General features: G+C 44.7%; 13 protein-coding genes. 3 read left to right on the top strand and 10 right to left on the bottom strand.

Translation table 11 applies throughout. The annotated features are described in order from the left end of the window. Positions 1-19 precede the first annotated feature (19 nt). Genes OZ660_RS15830 through OZ660_RS15820 form a run of 3 tightly spaced genes read left to right on the top strand, consistent with a single transcriptional unit; the run spans position 20 to position 5,781 of the window. The gene (locus OZ660_RS15830) at positions 20-2,116 is read left to right on the top strand and encodes a 4Fe-4S binding protein (RefSeq protein WP_274741577.1); all 2,097 of its coding nucleotides are present in this window, start codon (positions 20-22) and stop codon (positions 2,114-2,116) included. Next, positions 2,085-3,275, top strand: a complete 1,191-nt coding sequence (gene nosP / locus OZ660_RS15825) for a nitric oxide-sensing protein NosP (protein ID WP_274741576.1) — start codon at positions 2,085-2,087, stop codon at positions 3,273-3,275. The genes OZ660_RS15830 and nosP overlap by 32 nt, the downstream gene beginning before the upstream one ends. Beyond that, positions 3,262-5,781 carry a hybrid sensor histidine kinase/response regulator gene (locus tag OZ660_RS15820; RefSeq protein ID WP_274741575.1) on the top strand — a complete coding sequence of 840 codons (2,520 nt, stop codon included), beginning with the start codon at positions 3,262-3,264 and terminating at the stop codon, positions 5,779-5,781. The genes nosP and OZ660_RS15820 overlap by 14 nt, the downstream gene beginning before the upstream one ends. A 6-nt stretch (positions 5,782-5,787) precedes the next feature. Here the strand turns inward: OZ660_RS15820 and OZ660_RS15815 are convergent, their stop codons facing one another. The 10 genes from OZ660_RS15815 to pqqA all read right to left on the bottom strand — a co-directional run bounded on the left by OZ660_RS15815 (position 5,788) and on the right by pqqA (position 17,155). After that, entirely contained in the window at positions 5,788-6,447 is a 660-nt protein-coding gene (locus tag OZ660_RS15815; protein ID WP_274741574.1) for a response regulator, read from the bottom strand. Between the two features lie 273 nt (positions 6,448-6,720). After that, entirely contained in the window at positions 6,721-7,581 is an 861-nt protein-coding gene (locus tag OZ660_RS15810) for a hypothetical protein (RefSeq protein ID WP_274741573.1), read from the bottom strand. Positions 7,582-7,791: 210 nt separating this feature from the next. Beyond that, positions 7,792-9,021 carry a porin gene (locus tag OZ660_RS15805; RefSeq protein ID WP_274741572.1) on the bottom strand — a complete coding sequence of 410 codons (1,230 nt, stop codon included), beginning with the start codon at positions 9,019-9,021 and terminating at the stop codon, positions 7,792-7,794. A gap of 282 nt (positions 9,022-9,303) precedes the next feature. Next, positions 9,304-11,829, bottom strand: a complete 2,526-nt coding sequence (locus OZ660_RS15800; protein WP_274741571.1) for a TonB-dependent receptor — start codon at positions 11,827-11,829, stop codon at positions 9,304-9,306. 120 nt (positions 11,830-11,949) lie between these two features. Beyond that, positions 11,950-13,719 (bottom strand): insulinase family protein, encoded by a 1,770-nt coding sequence (locus OZ660_RS15795; RefSeq protein WP_274741570.1) that lies wholly within the window; start codon positions 13,717-13,719, stop codon positions 11,950-11,952. 74 nt (positions 13,720-13,793) lie between these two features. Further along, the gene (gene pqqE / locus OZ660_RS15790) at positions 13,794-14,954 is read right to left on the bottom strand and encodes a pyrroloquinoline quinone biosynthesis protein PqqE (RefSeq protein ID WP_274741569.1); all 1,161 of its coding nucleotides are present in this window, start codon (positions 14,952-14,954) and stop codon (positions 13,794-13,796) included. Then, the gene (gene pqqD / locus OZ660_RS15785) at positions 14,944-15,333 is read right to left on the bottom strand and encodes a pyrroloquinoline quinone biosynthesis peptide chaperone PqqD (RefSeq protein WP_274741568.1); all 390 of its coding nucleotides are present in this window, start codon (positions 15,331-15,333) and stop codon (positions 14,944-14,946) included. The genes pqqE and pqqD overlap by 11 nt, the downstream gene beginning before the upstream one ends. Continuing rightward, complete coding sequence (pqqC, locus tag OZ660_RS15780) at positions 15,333-16,088, bottom strand: pyrroloquinoline-quinone synthase PqqC (protein ID WP_274741567.1); 756 nt, start codon at positions 16,086-16,088, stop codon at positions 15,333-15,335. The genes pqqD and pqqC overlap by 1 nt, the downstream gene beginning before the upstream one ends. 2 nt (positions 16,089-16,090) lie before the next feature. Further along, positions 16,091-17,011 carry a pyrroloquinoline quinone biosynthesis protein PqqB gene (gene pqqB, locus OZ660_RS15775; protein ID WP_274741565.1) on the bottom strand — a complete coding sequence of 307 codons (921 nt, stop codon included), beginning with the start codon at positions 17,009-17,011 and terminating at the stop codon, positions 16,091-16,093. Positions 17,012-17,083: 72 nt separating this feature from the next. Beyond that, complete coding sequence (gene pqqA / locus OZ660_RS15770) at positions 17,084-17,155, bottom strand: pyrroloquinoline quinone precursor peptide PqqA (RefSeq protein ID WP_071953288.1); 72 nt, start codon at positions 17,153-17,155, stop codon at positions 17,084-17,086. Positions 17,156-17,217: the final 62 nt, after the last annotated feature.

The following is a 17,217-nucleotide window of genomic DNA, read 5'->3' as shown; positions in this document are numbered from 1 at the left end:
ACCGCCGCCCGCTACTTTTATGCGCATCGCATTTTCCTCAATCATTTTCTTGCTGTTTCTCAGCACCAATGTGTTGGCGCAGTCTGACGCGACAGACATTCCACAAGACATTTACAAAATATTTCCCAACGCTACACGCGTGGGGGAGATGCACACTGACATCAAGGTAACCCCGGTCTATCAGCTTCAGCAACTACTCGGATATGTTTTTGAGTCGAATGACTTTGTCGACTTCATAGGCTTTTCAGGCAAACCGGTTAATGTGGTGATTGGGCTAGATACACAAGGCAATGTGGTCGATCTTTTCGTCAAGCAGCATAGCGAGCCGATTTTTTTGCACGGGCTTGGCGAGAAGTCTATGTTTGATTTCGTCGCTCAATACCAAGGGCACAGTGTCAAAGAACGTTTTATCATTGGTGGGAAAAGCAATGTAGGCAAAGACGCTACCTACTTTGATGGGGTTACGAAAGCCACCGTATCGGTGCTGGTTATCAACGATACCATCGTGACATCTGCACTAGCCGTTGCCAGAGCCAAGCTCGATGGCTTTGTTGCGCCTAGCAACAATATTATCAATCCAGACTTTTACGAAGCTCTTACTTTTAATGATTTGGTGGACAAGGGCTACATTCAAAAGCATCAGATTACGCGCCAAAATACCGAAGGCCTTTCGAGAGAAGTGGTTCGGGCGGTTGACGATATTCAAAGCGAGCTTGCTCTTGATGGTGACATCATTGCCGAACACTACTATGCGTTTTTAAGTCTTCCTATTGTGGGGAAAAACCTGCTAGATGAAGAGGAGTTTGCCCGGTTACAGGAAAATCTAAATCCGGGTGAAATGGCACTGATGGTGCTGAATACGAAAGGTTTTAGTTTTATCAGCGATGAGTTTATTCCCCAAACCACACCTGAGCATTTACGGGTGTCTCAAGGCGGCTTTCCCACAGCTATCCGCGATATCGATTTTTATAGCTTCTATGACCCCGCATTTTCACAAGCATTGCCCGACTACAACGAGATCAAAGTACTTCGATTAAAATCGAAAGGTGGGCTGTCGCTTGACCAAGAAATGGAAATAGCGATTAGTGTTCCGTTTAAGCCAAGTTTCTTCGAGCAAGATGAGCATCTGTTCCCTTTGAAAGTAACACTGCCTAGTGAACTATTTATGGAAAATCCTGAGGCTCAGTTAGCGAAGCCCATTCCGTTGTGGCAGAAAATTTGGGGGGACAGAACCTTAACAATAAGCATCACCGTTGTTTATCTTGTAGCGCTGTCGTTGTTTTTTGCATTCCAGCAAAGGCTAACGCCTTACACGAAGTTTGTGCACACAGTGAGGGCATTTTCCCTTGTGTTCGTGCTGTTTTTTATTGGTTTTTACGCTCAAGGGCAACTGTCTGTTGTCAACATATACACGCTGCTACTGGATATTGTCGATGGATTTTCCTTAGAGGTATATCTTCTCGACCCGGTCATTTTTATTTTGTGGAGCTTTGTATTTGTATCGTTGTTTATTGTTGGTCGGGGACTATTTTGTGGCTGGCTTTGCCCCTTCGGAGCACTCCAGGAAATGATGGGAATACTGGCTGAAAAGCTCAGGATAAAACAAATTAGAATTAAGCCACAGCACCACAAACGGGCGCAAAAAATTAAATATGTATTGCTTATAGGCCTAGTTGCGTCTTCATTCTATTCGCTAAACCTTGCGGAGAAGCTCGCTGAGATAGAGCCGTTTAAAACGTCCATAACCCTACACTTTGTTCGATATTGGCCCTTTGTGCTGTATTCGGTTTTATTGCTGCTACTTAGCTTAAAAATTCATAAAGTGTACTGCCGCTATTTATGTCCACTGGGAGCAGGGCTTGCCATTCTGGGGCGTTTCCCTTTAGTTAAATTGCTCACACGTAAAGACGCCTGTGGTAATCCGTGCCAGCTGTGCAAACAAAAGAAATGTGGTATTGATGCTATAGAACAAGACGGCAGCATTGACTATGCTGAATGTATTCAGTGCCTTGAGTGTGTGGTTACGTTAGATAACCCTGACTTGTGCAAAATCGATAAATATAAAAAGAAAAAGGTGCCAACGCGTGTCAAAAATCTCAATCCTGTCAGCACTTAGTCAACCTGCTAATAGCAAGGTTAACGATGACAACCATTCTAGTTTATACGGTGCTAAAGAAGCCTGCCGTGATGTGGCCAATGAGATTTTAGCCAACGTTAAGTGTGATGAAATAGAACTATTACTTTTTCATACCAGCACGCTGTTTGACTTAGACACCGTAGCAAAGGAAATCTCCGCACGTTTTCCGCACGTGAATATTGTTGGCTGCACCAGTGCTGGAGAATTTAATAAAAATGGCTATGGAACAGAAAAACTTTTGGCCGTCGCGTTTTTGAAAAACGAATTTTCTATTGCCACAGCATTGGTGCCTAATTTAGGCGAAGTAAACTTTGATGAAGCCCACGATATTGCCAGTGGTTTGCGCCGAGCCTTACAGGGGAGGGAGCGTCGTTACGATACAGAGCAGCACTTCGTTATTTCTGTGCTTGATGGACTTACCCGCCATGAGGAACATTTTCTAGAAACCTTTGCGACTGCATTTGGCAATATTCCACACTTAGGCGGTAGCGCTGGCGACGATCTAAAGCTTGAAGCCACCTATGTGTTTTACAACGGTGAATTTCATCGAGACGCAGCAGTACTGCTGCTTGTTGGCACGGGAAAACCCTTCACCGTGTTCTCCATTGATCACATTAACTCTCCCGTTTCAAAGCTGGTGGTCACCCACGCCGATCCTGAGTCGCGAACCGTGTATGAAATAAACGGTGAACCCGCAGCGCAGTATTACGCCAGTTTATTGGGAATGAAAGCTGAAGACTTAACGCCAGATGTTTTCTCGCTTTTCCCATTAGCAGTGTTAGTGGGCGGAAAATACTTTATTCGCTCGATTCAAAAAGTAGATTTAGCCACTAACGCCATTACCTTTTACTGCGCGGTAGATATTGGCATTATTCTTACATTTGTTCAGCTGGGTGACTGCATTGAAGCATTAGAAAGTAAGCTAGACAAACTGCGCGCTCAGCTTGGCGAGCCCGAATTTGTCTATGCTTGCGATTGCTTTCTGCGAAGGCTTGAAATTCAGCAGGGCAAAAACGACCACGAAATAAGACGGTTACAGCAAAGATACAATGTAGCGGGCTTCAACGCCTATGGCGAGCATATCCACTCGGTTCACTTGAACCAAACGTTTACGGGGGTGTATTTTGCAGCCCAATAATCAACTTACCGACGTGGAGACGCTTCAAAAGGCGCTGCACGAACAACGGCGTGAAAACGAAAAGCTTGAAAAAATAAACGCAGCGCTGATGTATCGCATGGAAGAGGGGGGGTTTAATCATCACAGCTACCGCGCCTTCGAACATTCGGTTCAACTTTCTGAAAAAGTGAGTCAAAAAACCGAAGAACTACAGTCAGTGCTGCAAAAGCTGGAGCAGTCAAACGCAGAACTGGTGCACGCTCACGAAGAAACCAATCAGGTAAAACAGCGTCTGCACGATGCCATTGAAAGTACCAATCAGGCGATGGTGTTGCTAGATAGGCTCGGCGGAATCATCTTCTTTAATCGGCATTTTGAAACCGTTTGGGATGACCTTTCTATTACTCCAAAAATTGGTGACAACTATTACGATATTACCCAAGCTGCCAAGCACTCTGGGGTTATTCGCCGCGCCTTGCCTGCCGATGTTGAAGGCAGGATGATCTATCAGTTGTCCAACCGGCGATGGTATCAGCTGACCAATCGACCCACGCAAGAAGGTGGGAACGTTATTCTGTTTAACGACATCACGGAAGTAAAGCTGCTTGAGTCGAATCGTTACGAGCAAGTCATTAAAGAGAAAAACAAGCTGTTGCAAAGCCTTATCGATAATATTGATGTTGGAATATTGCTCATTGATAAAGAAGGTGGCATTGCGTTTTGGAATAACACGTTTTTGACCCAATCAAACGTACCTCAGCACGTACTGGTAAACAGTAAGAATATTTATGCCCTTCAAAATAACCGTCACTGGAGCGGGCTCAACTTAAACCCGGTGGGGCCAAGTACCCAGATTATACACGAGCAATTGGTGGTTGAACGCAACATCACTACACTGCCCGACGGCAATACGCTGTGCACGTTCACCAATGTTACATCGCAGCATCACTACGCGGAAACACTGAAGCAAAACGAAAGCTGGATCCGCATGATAACCGATAATGTACCGGCGCTTATTGCTTATATTGGTACCGATAAAAAGTTTCAATACACCAATAAAGGTTATCGCGATTGGTATGGCGTTAGTGAGCAAGACATTAATGATATGCCTATGGATCGCAGCCACCTGAAAGAGGTTTACCCCAATCTTATTCAGTACTTGCGCCGTGTTAACCAAGGCGAAGTGGTGAGCTTTCAAAGCAAAGAAAAAAATGCTCATGGCGACGTTGGCTTTTTACAGAAAGTTTATTTACCTCATTTCAATGAATCTGGCGATATTATCGGGCACTTTGTCTTGGCAACAGACGTGTCGCAGCAGGTAGAAAGCCAACTCCAGCTTAAAGCGGCTAAAGACCAATTAGAATCGAATGTAGAAAAGCGTACCCGTGAACTCAACCACGCCAACATCGCCCTTCAAGAAGCCATTGATTCAAAGAGCAAATTTTTGGCTGCTATTAGCCACGATCTGATGCAGCCCCTTAGCGCTGCAATCTTGTTTAATGAAACATTGAAAGATCAAGTGGATAGTTCATCCAGCCCTATCGTTGCCGCTCTCGATAACTCACTATCTGATCTACATGGGCTTATTCGCGCACTTATTGAAACGTCCAAACTCGACGCTGGGGTATTACAGCCCGATAAGCAGCAAGAAAATGTATTGCCGTTACTTATGCAGCTAGCCGAAGAGTTTACGCATATCAGTAAAGATTACAGTGTAGATTTTCGCTATCGCTTGAAAGAAGCCTTCGTGGTGACAGACGTGAATTTACTTTCTCGAATATTGCGAAATTTATTAATAAATGCAATGAAATACGGCGCAAACGGCAAGGTGCTACTGGCTGCAAGAAAGGTAAATGAGAACCTGGAAATCAGTATCTACGATCAAGGTGTGGGCATAAGCGAAGACGATCAGAAAGTTATTTTTAAAGAGTTTTCTCGGTTAGAAAACGATTTTAATTACTCTTATAGTTTGGGGCTGGGGTTATACATTGTAGATAAAATGAGTAAGTTGCTAGAGCACGATATTCGAGTGCGCTCGAAAGAGGGCGTGGGCGCATGCTTCACGGTGTCCATTCCTATTACCGAAGTGTGTGATACGAGCCAGGAGCAAGACTATCTTTATACTTTGGAGCCATCGTTACCAGATTACATTTTGGATAAGCATATATGGCACATTGATAACGATGCGAATATGCGCATTGCTATGCAAACGTTGTTCGCAAACTGGGACATGGAAGTAGACACCTTCTCAGGTTTTGAACAATGCAGTGCCGTAAATAATGGCAGCTTTGACGAGTGCGACATGCTTATTGTCGATTACCACTTAGATGAAGAAGAAACCGGTTTAGACATTGCTAAACGGGTAAGAAAAATCGCCCCTTCCATGCCCATTATGATTTGCACCGCTAATCATTCGAAAGCGCTGGCGAACGAACTGGAAGGCACTGACATTCAGCTGTTGCACAAACCTGTTAATTCCGCGGTACTGAAGGCGGCACTAGTCTCCAGCTTGAATGGCTATAAGTAAAGGAACCTAATTAAATACGTATTGGTTAAAGTCGATATTCGCAGCACTGGCCACTACCTTCACTCGGTTGCTGGCGCCCAATTTTTTAAGAATGGACGAAACATGAGACTTAACCGTGGTTTCAGAAATATTAAGCTCGTAAGCAATCACTTTATTGGCTAACCCTTGAGTTAGATACTTCAATACAGTCAGTTCTTTTCGAGTTAATGAACGAATTTGCTCTGGCGAAATACCGTTATTATTGGTGATGCGCGTTCTGGTAGACGGGGTTCTCAATATCTCTGATGGTAAACATACGTTACCCTCAAAAATACTTTCGATGGATGTGGCAATTTCTTCAATCTTACTGCTTTTTGATATAAAGCCGACGGCACCATAAGAAATGGTTTGCAGAATATTTTGCTTTTCCGTTTCAGCAGAAATAATAACTACCGGAACGTTGGGGTGTTGGTTTCGAATTTCCAACAGCCCGTTTAGGCCACAGGTTTCTGGCATATTTAAATCAAGCATGATCAGATCAAACGTTGCGTCATGCTCCAGTAACGTTAACGCTTCAGAAATAGAATTGGCTTCTAAGGTTTCTGAGTCGGGAAACTTTTTCCCCAAAATAGTAATCATTGCGTGACGAAAAATAGGGTGATCGTCAATTATCAAGATACGGTGCATGGTCCTTCCCTCAGCTAAAAAAGCGACACTCGCCGCTGGTCTTTTGACATGTTTGGGCTGGCGCTTTATTTCCTTATAAGCTTTTTTAGTAAGACAAACTTATAGCGTAAATAAAACGCTTCAAAGTGACCAAATTCCCTGAAATATTAAATGCTAAACAGTCACTTTAAGTGCGCACAATGTTAACATAAATATAACATTAAATCAGGCTTAATAAGACCAATGGCTTATAATAAAAAAGCACGTAAGACCAGTGCTGACGGGACTTTCGTTCTATAACTCGTCAAGTAACTGCCTTCTTTTTTCAGCGTATTCTGTTTCGCTAATTAGGTTAAGGTTTTTTAGTGCATTTAACCGTTTGAAGCGGTCAACGATATTATTCTTTTTTGACAGGGTGGCTGGGCCGGATACGTCTTTCTTGCTGGGTACATTTTCCCTATTCGATAGGGAAAATATTTCCTTTTCTACAGGTGCTTCAAATGCCAACTGAGTCGGTGCCACCACCCAATCGAAGCGATTTTTAGTTTTTAGATCAATGCCTGGAGTGGAGAAAGAGAGTGGAGAGTTAAAGGAAAATTTTGCCTGTAGTCGTTTGCCAAAATCAAAGTCGTATTTTACCAAGCCCTGAGATGTTGGATCATAAGCCATTTCATAGGCTTTATTGGCTAATTTGTCGAATTCGCCAATAAGAATATTTAACTGGTTGTCTGCGACGAAAATACTGCCTGCAACGTAATACGTTTGGGTTTTAAGGCCAGCCAAATAACGCTTCTCTTTACTAAGGGCAAAAATTACGTCTTGCTGAGCGGTCGCTGTGATCAGCGCCTCAGGTAAATAGGCGGCAAGCAGCGAAACCTGTTCGTTGGAAAAAAGCGGTGTTGACGTATTTTGGTTTTTAACTACCTGAATACCGCTAAGTATGGCGGTAATATCCCGCTCGTGCAGCGTAAAGGGGTGTTGATTGGCACGCATGTCACTGTCTGTTTCGTTTGGTTTTTCAACAAGGCGAATGAAATTGTTTTTGTCCTCCTGAAATATGACCTGTGCGTCTGCTGTATGGGCTGTTGTTATAGCTAGTAGGGTTATTAGAATGAGTCGAGCTGAACGTAATGAAAACAGAGATATATTTTTCATGATCTTTCCTTTTTCAATAGGAAAAGCGAGAGTGAATCTCGCTTTTTTATGTCATATCTTTGAGCGTAATTTTAATTTCTTTTTTAAGTGTCAAATTAATCAGTTTTTTATCATTAACTAGATGAAAGTAAATGAATCGATTAATCTTTTAATTTGAGAATAATTAGATATAAGTTCAATGTTAAAATATGACTGATTTTTAATTATCAATTAAAAGAAAACAGTGCCACCTAGTTGAATTAGGGTTAAGTCTTCTGCGTTGTTATAAATTCCTTGCGCAGATTCTGAACCGTCAATATCTAAACTTAGGTTTTCATATTTCGCGTACACCAAGAAGCGCGAGCCAAAATATTGTTCTGCTGCAACGCCCCACTGACTAAGCTCTGAGCCGGTAACGCCATCTAAATGAGCCATGCCGTATTGGTCGTTATAACTGGCATATTCAGCGTAGAACGCAGAATCACCTAAGCGATTAAACTGTTTTCTAATGCCTGCTTTAAAGTAATAAGCATCCGTATCGTCACCCGAGCCAACAATCGCGTCGTCAGCTTCTTCCATCTGATAAGTGGCTACCCCAAATACACCTGACTCAATATGCATGAGTCCAGCTTGCAGTTGTAGCGTAGTTGAACTGTTGCCACCCACATTGCTACCGCCATCTTTATTCACTGAGTAACCTGCGTGAAGGTTAGTTTTGAAGCCTTCGTGCTCAGCCGCATACTTAACCGCAATATCGTAAATTTCGTCGTTTGCATAACCGACCGCAATACTCACGTTGCCCATTTGAGGGAGATCGTAGCGCACGCCGTTGCGATATATGCCGTTACAGTCAATACCAATACCCAAGCCAGGCGTAGCCAAGCACTGAGCAAATTGACCCCACGCGACATTGGTTGAACCTTCTTCTACGCCTCGAATAAAGAAGCCATTTGCTCTAAATAATGGAGAAATTCCCGACCAGATTGTGCCAGAGGGATCGGCTAGAACGGCAATGTTATCGGTGGGAAGGCTTTGTAAACCAACAGTGATTTTACCCCAGTCGCCACCAAAGTAGAGGCTACTGCCCAACAGGCCTATGTCGCCGCCATTGAAGGTGTCTAAGTTATCCTGATTGGCAAACAAAAGCGGGGTTTGATGGCCACCACCGGCGTAGTTCGGTGCGCCTGAAAGAGGTTCAATAATGACCTCAAAGCCCACGTCCATGCCTTGTTCTTCCAGTTTATAATTCCCTGAAAGCGTAATACGGCTGCCTAGCGTTGTACCGTTGTCTGAAAGTTGTGCCACATCACTACCCACACCATCGTCGTAATAAGTTAAGCCTTCATTTATCCATCCAGAGATATTCCATGAATAGGGCTCGTCCTGGGCAAAACTATGGCTACTGATTGTGCTTAAAATGGCAATAGATAAACAGGTTTTTGTAAATGTATTTTTTTTCATTTTACTGTCCCAATATTGGTAGTGTTGATTAATTACAGTGGCTTTTTATTTTTATTTTTGACTGGTTTTAATACTTTCGGTGTCCAGTAAATTGATAATAGGTTCTATCGAATTTTGAACCATCGGCCGTAAGGCGTGTTAATCTCCTTCTTTAGTAGCGGGAAAATTAAATGTATAAATGATAAAAAACGCGACTACTGTGAAAAAGTAAGTCGCGTTTTTTTGATTTTTGTTGCAGCTTTTGTGTGGATAAAAGCGCATGTGGTAACAACTGCTACCTGATTAGAATCTCGCTTTTAGATTTACACTGACCATTCGCGGTTGTGCGGGGCCCACGAACTCTGCACTTTCTACGTCGGGATAAATGTCTTCTAATACCTCATCAGCCTCGCCATAAGTGCCAAAGGTTTCATAGTCTTTGTCGAACACATTGTTCACACGTAGCGATGTGGTAAATGTGTCGTTGAAACGGTACGATGCATAAATGTTTGTAATAACGTATCCGTCAATCTTTTCATTTTCGTTAGCCTCATCGCCCCTAAAGTACTGACTAGAAGCTGAAATAACTTCTGCGCCTAAACGCGCTTTATCCGTTAAGGCGTAATCTGCGTAGAGCTTGACTAAATGCTCTGGCTGGCCTGGAATTTTGTCACCTGGCGTTACGACCCGATCCGGGCCCTGAGGGTTAAAGGGGCTAAACGACGTGAATGTTGATTCATAGGTTGCGTTAAGGTAGTTGTAGTTTAACCGGTAGGTGAGTTTTTCCCACGTTGAGCCTACGCTGAATTCAATGCCCTGACGCTGGGTTTCATCAACGTTAATAAAGTATCCGCGAGAGGCAACAGCGCCTGCTTGTTGGAAGATAATGTCGTCCTTACTCCTACTATGAAAAACATTTAGCATCAGGTCGATGTTATCAATGCGTGTGGTGTAGTTCGCTTCAATAGTTTGGGTGACCACCTGATCAAGAGGAGGATCGGCCACAAAACCGTTCGGTAGCCGGCACGGGTCGTCTTCATCTGCACAGCTTAACTCTGCTGGGCTTGGCGTTCTTGAAGACTGGCTGATTGCAAGATTCAACTGGCTTTGCTCATCAATAGTAATGTCTACCCCTACCGCTGGGTTAAATTGGGTAAAACGGTGATTGCCGTCCAATGAACCTTCACCGTCATCAATCAGGTCTTCCATAACAATATGGTCTCGGTTAAAACGTCCACCAAGATTGAGTGATACTGCTGAAGAGAGCTGTGTACTATTCATGAAAGATAGCGACCATGCGGTGGTGTCTACATCTAATCTAACCCTGGCTTCTTGTGCCATGAGCCCGTCGATGGGTAAAACGGTGCGTGAGTCTTGTGCAGATTCGTTTTCCAAAATACCAAATGTAGTATCAGCGGCGTAGTTAACATCTCCTTTGGTGTAGCTGGCACCAACAATTAACTCTGAACTGAAGCCGCTTAAGGCATATTGTTTTGCTAGCTGAAAAGATAACCCAGTAGCTTTGGCGTCTGTGCGGCCCGTATTGTATGTTCCATCAAGTTCATCTGCGTCCACATCTGATATTTCACCAAGCGCGGTGTCGTCATCAAAGCCAATAAATTCAACCGCTTCTATATCGTCGCCTTCTCCTACAACAGGCAAATCATCGTCATCATCGTCGTCGCCATCATCATCACTATCAAGCGGATCATCATCATCATCGTCGTCATCATCTTCAAATTCACACAGTGTTACGCGTCCATCAGCGAACTGGCAGGCACCAAAATCACTGTCATCGCCGTTGATTGATTGAGTTTGTGTGTCGCGATAAAACATATTGGCGGTTAAGGATAAGGTGTCAGTTAAAACGAAATCACCGGTTATATTAACATGCGTAAGTTCGTTGTTGGTCTGATCGGGGTGGGTGTAGACCGCTTCTCTGCCTTCAATATCCAGCAGTTCAATAGGTGATGCACCATTGCCGAGTAACTCGTTATCGGCCATAAACAGGTTCATGTCGAGATGCATTTTGTCACTTTTATAGGCAAGCGATGTAAATACTTGCTGCACTTCAGATGGCGAATAGTCGCGCCAGCCATCTTCCTCATAGTGATTCAGGTTTACATAATACGCCCAATGATCGTTATGACCACCCGATTCCACAGACGCGGCTTTCTGGCCGAATTGTCCAGCCTGTAAATCTATTTCGTTGGCGTTGAAGCTAAACCCTGTTTTCGTTCTTAGCGCAAGGGCGCCGCCTAGCGTGTTTTGGCCAAACAGAGGGTTTGAACCAGAGTACAAAGAAACGGTATCTATAGCATCTAGAGGCATTAGGTCCCAATGCACAGTATCGCCAAACGCTTCATTAACCCGACCGCCGTTCAAGTACACCGAAATGCCCTGAGGTAGACCAAGCAGCGGAGAGGCAGTAAACCCGCGGTATTGCAGATCGGGTTGGAACGGATTATTTTGAACATCGTTTAGGTTCACGCTTGCCAGTTGAGTTTTGAGTAGCTCCGGTAGTGAACGGTTGACGCTCCCTTCAATGTTGTCTTGAGTGAGTATCTGAACGTTACCAAATACGGCAGAGTTATTGCCATTGGCATTAAGGGAGGTGACTCCTTGTACCTCTATGACCTCGTAGTGCTCGAATGCATTATTCGCTGCTGCAACGGTGTTACATACAGCGGCTACCGCGCTGGCAATGACAGTAAATACCAAAGGGGTTCTAGTTGTAAAAGCCGGCGTAGCTTTAAATTGTGACTCGTTTTTTAAGGGGCTGTCAGCAGGCTTTTCTATTGGGCATTGCAAAGATTTACGTGTAGGCATGGTCTTGGCTGTGTAGTTATTATTTATGTTTTAAGTATTGCCCTAACCATTCCCTAAAAATATCCTCCTTAAGTGGGAGGAAGTATCATAAATTGGTAGCAGTGTTTTTTCCCGAATTCCCTACGAGAGAATCGATAAAACCTTATGACACCAGTTTTCACGCTCTGTGATATTTGTATCGCTGGCACCAAATAGAAAAAGATTATTTTCATAGGTCGCAGCGCCTAGTGCGTAGCATTCCCCAGAGGTTCTTGGTTGCCAGAAAAGGTGGTGTGCAAGTACCGCTTGTAGTCTTGACTGTTGATATAACGCGATGCGATACACCCAGTGCGAGGCCAAATAACCAGAAGCGGAATTTGAAGAAGCCGACTCTAGAGTTATTGAGGGCGATGGAATGGAAAACGGCGTTAAGTGCGAAGCAATGTGTTCAGCGTTAAAGCGTTTCAAATTGGTGGTATTGTTGGCGAGTGGCCGTAATAAACGTGGAAGTGCAGGCAAGTGCTCTAACCCAACAAAATGTCGGTATTTAGAGGTAAGACGCGGTATTAAAAGTGACTGGTCGCTATTGGAAGCGCAGGCCTTTGCGGAAAAGTCTTTGCGTGCCTTTCTAATCCGCTCGAGAGCGATTGACTTTTCAGGTGAAGGTAGAGCCCTCAGGTAGGAGTGCGATACCTTACTAGCACTCGCCAAATAAGCGCTTTTGGCGGCACACTTGTTCGAACGCAACGCATCTGTTAGTTGCGCAAAATAGCGAATAGCCGCCCCCACACCTTCTGCGTGTTTATCAGTGTCTGGCATTGGCTTTGAAGGTCTAATATCAAATGAGGCAAGACACGCGGATACCACATGTTTTAGTTGTTGCAGCCTTTTATCATAATTATCGCTCACGAGCTTGTGTGTCAGATTTTGTGAAAGCTTTGGAAGTGCTTCTATCGAAAGTTCGCTTGCTAATTCCTTCATCGCTTCGTTTGTGACGAGGCGAATTGCAAAATTGCCTTGTTGATTGATTTCGGGGTCGATAAATAAAGTGTTTTCAAGGCCTGCTACGGTGCTAAGTGTTGCTTCTTGCTGTAGTAAACCCTTTAGAAAGCACTGAGGAAACCACCATGTTAATACATGCTTTATTGATTCGTTTTTGCCTTTTATTGTTTGTGCGTCAAGAGAGGCTTCTTTGCTTAATTGAGAGTGTTCGCGTTGAGATGCGTGCGGACTCAGAGAGGCGTTTCTGTTCAGTGTTGATTCTTCGCTCAAAGCTGCTTTCTCGCTCAAGGCTGTTTCCGCGCTCAAGGCTGTTTCCGCGCTCAAGGCTGTAACAACCTCCTTGCACTGTTCGAAAAATTGGGCTGAATCACTGTAAATCAGCGTGGTGATATTGTTTGGCTGATACCACTGGCGTTTGTAGTCTTGAAGCGCTTGAATGCTGTTGCTGCCTATAGTTTGGGTAAAACCACCCGCGTGTTGATAGGCATTTTTATTGGTGTCGGTTAATCGAATAGCGGCGTTTAATGCATAGTCGCTGTTTGCCTCTAGCATGGCGAGCTCGTTAAAGATAACCCCGTCACGCTCTAAGATAACCTCATCGATACCGTAATCCCGGTTAAGCAGGCCACAGTACAGGTAATTTACAGCATCAAGCAGCACGTTCGCTTTTTCAGACGAAGCGAAAAAGAACGTGTACTCGGCGAGTGTGGTAGCGTTAATAGTAACAGGCAGAAGTGTATTGGCCGTAAAAAGTTCGTGGGCAGTTGGGTATTGGTGAGAGCGTCGAAAGCTCATGTGCTCAGCTAAATGAGACAACCCAGTGTGGCCTGCTGCAGGGGTTTTTAGCGCAAAAACAACGCTATGCACTTTTGACCCAGAGCCGGCATCAATGAAATGAAATTCAGACATACACTTTTATCATTGCGGTTTAACGGTATCTCTTTTTGTTTTGTACTTATCGCAGCCCATTTACTTCCTAGTACTTACCTCGTAGCACTTACTTCTAAGATGGGAATCGGCTTTTCCACCTTCCGATACTGTAGTGCCTTCGACGGTGCAGTACCTGCTTTATCGGTAATGCCTTTCATCAAATGGTGAGCGGGCGACTTGCTGCAAACCGGATCCGTCTTATACATATCACCTGTTAGCAGGTACGCCTGACATCGGCAGCCGCCAAAGTCTTTATCTTTTTCATCGCAGTCCCTACAGGGCGACGGCATCCAACTATCGCCACGAAAATGATTAAAGCTAAAGTCTTGGTGCCAAATATCGTGCAACGAGCGTTCTTTCACATTAGGAAAACGAAGGGGCAATATCTTTGCACTGTGACACGGAAGGGCACTGCCATCTGGCGTTACGGTTAAAAACGTTGTGCCCCAGCCATTCATGCACGCCTTAGGGCGAGATTCGTAGTAGTCGGGCGACACAAATATGAAGGTTGGCCCTTTACCGTTTTGTTGCGCGCGGTAGCGGTTCACTGCGGCCTCAGCTTGTTGTAGCTGCTGTGACGTAGGCAGCAAATGGTCTCTATTTTCATAGGCCCAGCCGTAATACTGTACGGTAGCTAGCTCGACAAAATCAGCGTTCAGCTGCTCGCTGAGCGCCATCACGTCTTCTATTTCGTGAATGTTCTGCGCGGTAATACAGAAGTTAAGCACCATAGGGTAGTTGTATTGTTTTACCAGCTTCGCAATTTTAAGTTTTTGTTCAAATGAGTGACGCTTGTTGCCTATTAAGTCGTTGACTTCAGCATTGGCTGCCTGAAAGCTCAGCTGAATGTGGTCAAGGCCGGCTTCTTTGAGTTTGGCAATACGTTTTTCTGTCATGCCAATGCCAGAGGTGATCAAGTTGGTGTAAAAACCCAAAGCCCGCGCATAAGCGACTAAGTGCTCTAAGTCTTTTCGAAGCAATGGCTCTCCGCCAGAAAAGCCCAATTGCACGGCGCCCATTTCCCGCGCTTCACGCAGTACACGCTCCCAGTGCTCAGTAGAGAGCTCATTAAATGTTTCTTCCATGTTTACTGGGTTAGAGCAATAGGGGCAATGCAATGGGCACTGATAAGTAATTTCGGCTAGGAGCCACAGCGGAGGCGTTATGCAATTTTGTACGTCGGTTTGTAAATCAACGTCTGTATTATTCGTCATAGCGGATCCACTTTTTTTGCTCGGCATGAACCAGAAATGCATGAACATCTTCTTCTAAATCTTCAGGTGCATCAGGGAACGCTTGGCGAAGTTCAGCACAAATGGCATTTTCCGTATTGCTGCCATCCACGCGCTTAAGAATTTCTGCCGCAGAAGGGTTAAGTTTGATCATTCCTTCGGGGAATAACAAAACATAACAACCCTGAGCTTTCTCGTACTGCATGCGAAAAAGCGGATTTAAAGAAGCTGTTTTGTCTCTTGTGCCGCTGCCCTCGTTGTTGTGACTGCTGCCATGTTCAATGTTACCTTCCACGTTATCAGCACCGACGCTATCAGCATCTAAGTGGTGCTCGGTTTGTGATTGTAAATTCGACATCATTAAAACCTCCCTATATGGCACACCCGCTGGTCGGCAATACCATCAAACGGCTTTCTCTTATATTCATAGGCGAAGCAAATGGCATCAGCAATGCTCCACAAAATATCAATTTTGAACTGCAATATATTGAGCGCATGTTCTTGCTGTTGTCGGGTAACAAAGTGGTCAAGGGTAATCTGCAGGCCATGCTCTACATCACGGCGCGCCTGACTTAACCTCATTTGAAAGTAGGTAAAGCCTTCACTATCAATCCATGTATAGTGCCCAGGCCAGGTATCTAATCGGCTTTGATGTATTTCAGGGGCGAACATTTCAGTTAACGATGAGCAGGCAGCCTCTTCCCACGACGCACGGCGGGCAAAATTCACATAGGCATTTACTGCAAACTTAACCGCTGGTAACAGGTGGGTTTCATCAAGTAATTCACTGCGGTTCAAGCCTACCGCTTCGCCCAACCGCAACCAGGCTTCTATGCCGCCCAGTCCGTCTTCACCTTCCCGTCCATCGTGATCGATAATTCGTTGGATCCAAGTTTTGCGTACCGATTGATCTTCGCAATTCGCTAAAATTGCCGCGTCTTTAACGGGTATCGCCATTTGATAATACAGTCGGTTGGCCACCCAGCCCTGAATCTCATCAACGCTACAGTGTCCTTCATTCATGCGTTTATGAAAGGGGTGATGAATATGGTAGTAAGCGCCTTTTTCTCTCAGTTTGTGTTCGAATTCTTGTCTAGACCATGCTTGTTCTGTCATTACTACACCTCAATTTCCATACCGTCGTAAGCCAATTCAATACCTTGCTCACACAGGCTGTGATAAGCACTGGAGTCTTCGTCAAGCACGCGATTTGTGTTGTTGATATGAATAAGTACTTTACGCTCAACGTTAAATTCATTTAGCAGCGCAATGGCTCCGCCCTTTCCATTAACCGGCATGTGCCCCATATCAGTGCCCAGCTTGTTGCTAAAGCCGTGATCTATCATTTCTTCATTGGCCCACAGCGTACCGTCAAATAGCACACATTGAGATTCGCGCATCACCTGTTTTACTGTGTCGTTTGCCTGCATACATCCCGGCGCGTAAAAAAGCACCTTGCCCGTGGTGTCGTCAGTTATCTTCAGACCGATATTGTTACCCGGCACAATGTTGTCGCGATATGTCGAATAAGGGGGCGCATTAGACTCTAATACCACGGGTTGGAAAGTCAGGCCTTCTGCCCCTTTTGGTACAAAGCGTTGATGATAATCGGTATTAATTGAATGCTGCTGTAGTCCGCCGTGCCAGTGTTTTAATACGGTAAAAAGCGGGAAGCTGGTGGTTAGGTCTTCGGCCACAACATCGGTACAATAAACGGGAAGGGGTAAGCCTTCGCGCAAAGTTAGCAGGCCTGTAGTATGGTCTATTTGACTGTCGGTAAGCACAATTGCGCTTATGCGTGTGCCGCGAGACACATGGGCGTCGGGCCACAGCTGCGGGTGGCTATTTATCTGCTCCCGCAAATCGGGGGAGGCATTAATGAGAACCCAATTTTTACCATCGCTACTGACAGCAATGCTCGATTGTGTTCTGCCTTTCGCCTTTATTTTACCTTCGCGTAAACCCTTACAATTTGGGCAGTGACAATTCCACTGCGGAAATCCACCCCCGGCGGCAGCACCAAGAATCAATACGTGCATAACAACTCCATACTACAAGTAAAAAAAGGCTGCATCGGCAGCCTTTTTGTTCATCATCCCAGAGGGCGTTGCCTAGCGGTTATTGATGTAAAGAGTTACTTCAAAACCAAGGCGCATTTCTGTGTATTGGGGTTTAGTCCACATAATTGTTCCTCTTCTTTATGATTAAACGCATGACTGAGTATATGTTGAATATGTGTTAACAG

It is taken from the genome of Alteromonas sp. 009811495 (assembly GCF_028865455.1).
Taxonomy (GTDB): domain Bacteria; phylum Pseudomonadota; class Gammaproteobacteria; order Enterobacterales; family Alteromonadaceae; genus Alteromonas.
This window is presented reverse-complemented; position numbering and strand designations above follow the sequence as displayed.

Coding starts and splice junctions, on each gene's coding strand:
- OZ660_RS15815 (WP_274741574.1), bottom strand. CDS start 6,447: ATGCACCGTATCTTGATAATTGACGATCACCCTATTTTTCGTCACGCA.
- pqqB (WP_274741565.1), bottom strand. CDS start 17,011: ATGCACGTATTGATTCTTGGTGCTGCCGCCGGGGGTGGATTTCCGCAG.
- OZ660_RS15830 (WP_274741577.1), top strand. CDS start 20: ATGCGCATCGCATTTTCCTCAATCATTTTCTTGCTGTTTCTCAGCACC.
- pqqD (WP_274741568.1), bottom strand. CDS start 15,333: ATGATGTCGAATTTACAATCACAAACCGAGCACCACTTAGATGCTGAT.
- pqqC (WP_274741567.1), bottom strand. CDS start 16,088: ATGACAGAACAAGCATGGTCTAGACAAGAATTCGAACACAAACTGAGA.
- OZ660_RS15800 (WP_274741571.1), bottom strand. CDS start 11,829: ATGCCTACACGTAAATCTTTGCAATGCCCAATAGAAAAGCCTGCTGAC.
- OZ660_RS15805 (WP_274741572.1), bottom strand. CDS start 9,021: ATGAAAAAAAATACATTTACAAAAACCTGTTTATCTATTGCCATTTTA.
- OZ660_RS15795 (WP_274741570.1), bottom strand. CDS start 13,719: ATGTCTGAATTTCATTTCATTGATGCCGGCTCTGGGTCAAAAGTGCAT.
- pqqE (WP_274741569.1), bottom strand. CDS start 14,954: ATGACGAATAATACAGACGTTGATTTACAAACCGACGTACAAAATTGC.
- OZ660_RS15810 (WP_274741573.1), bottom strand. CDS start 7,581: ATGAAAAATATATCTCTGTTTTCATTACGTTCAGCTCGACTCATTCTA.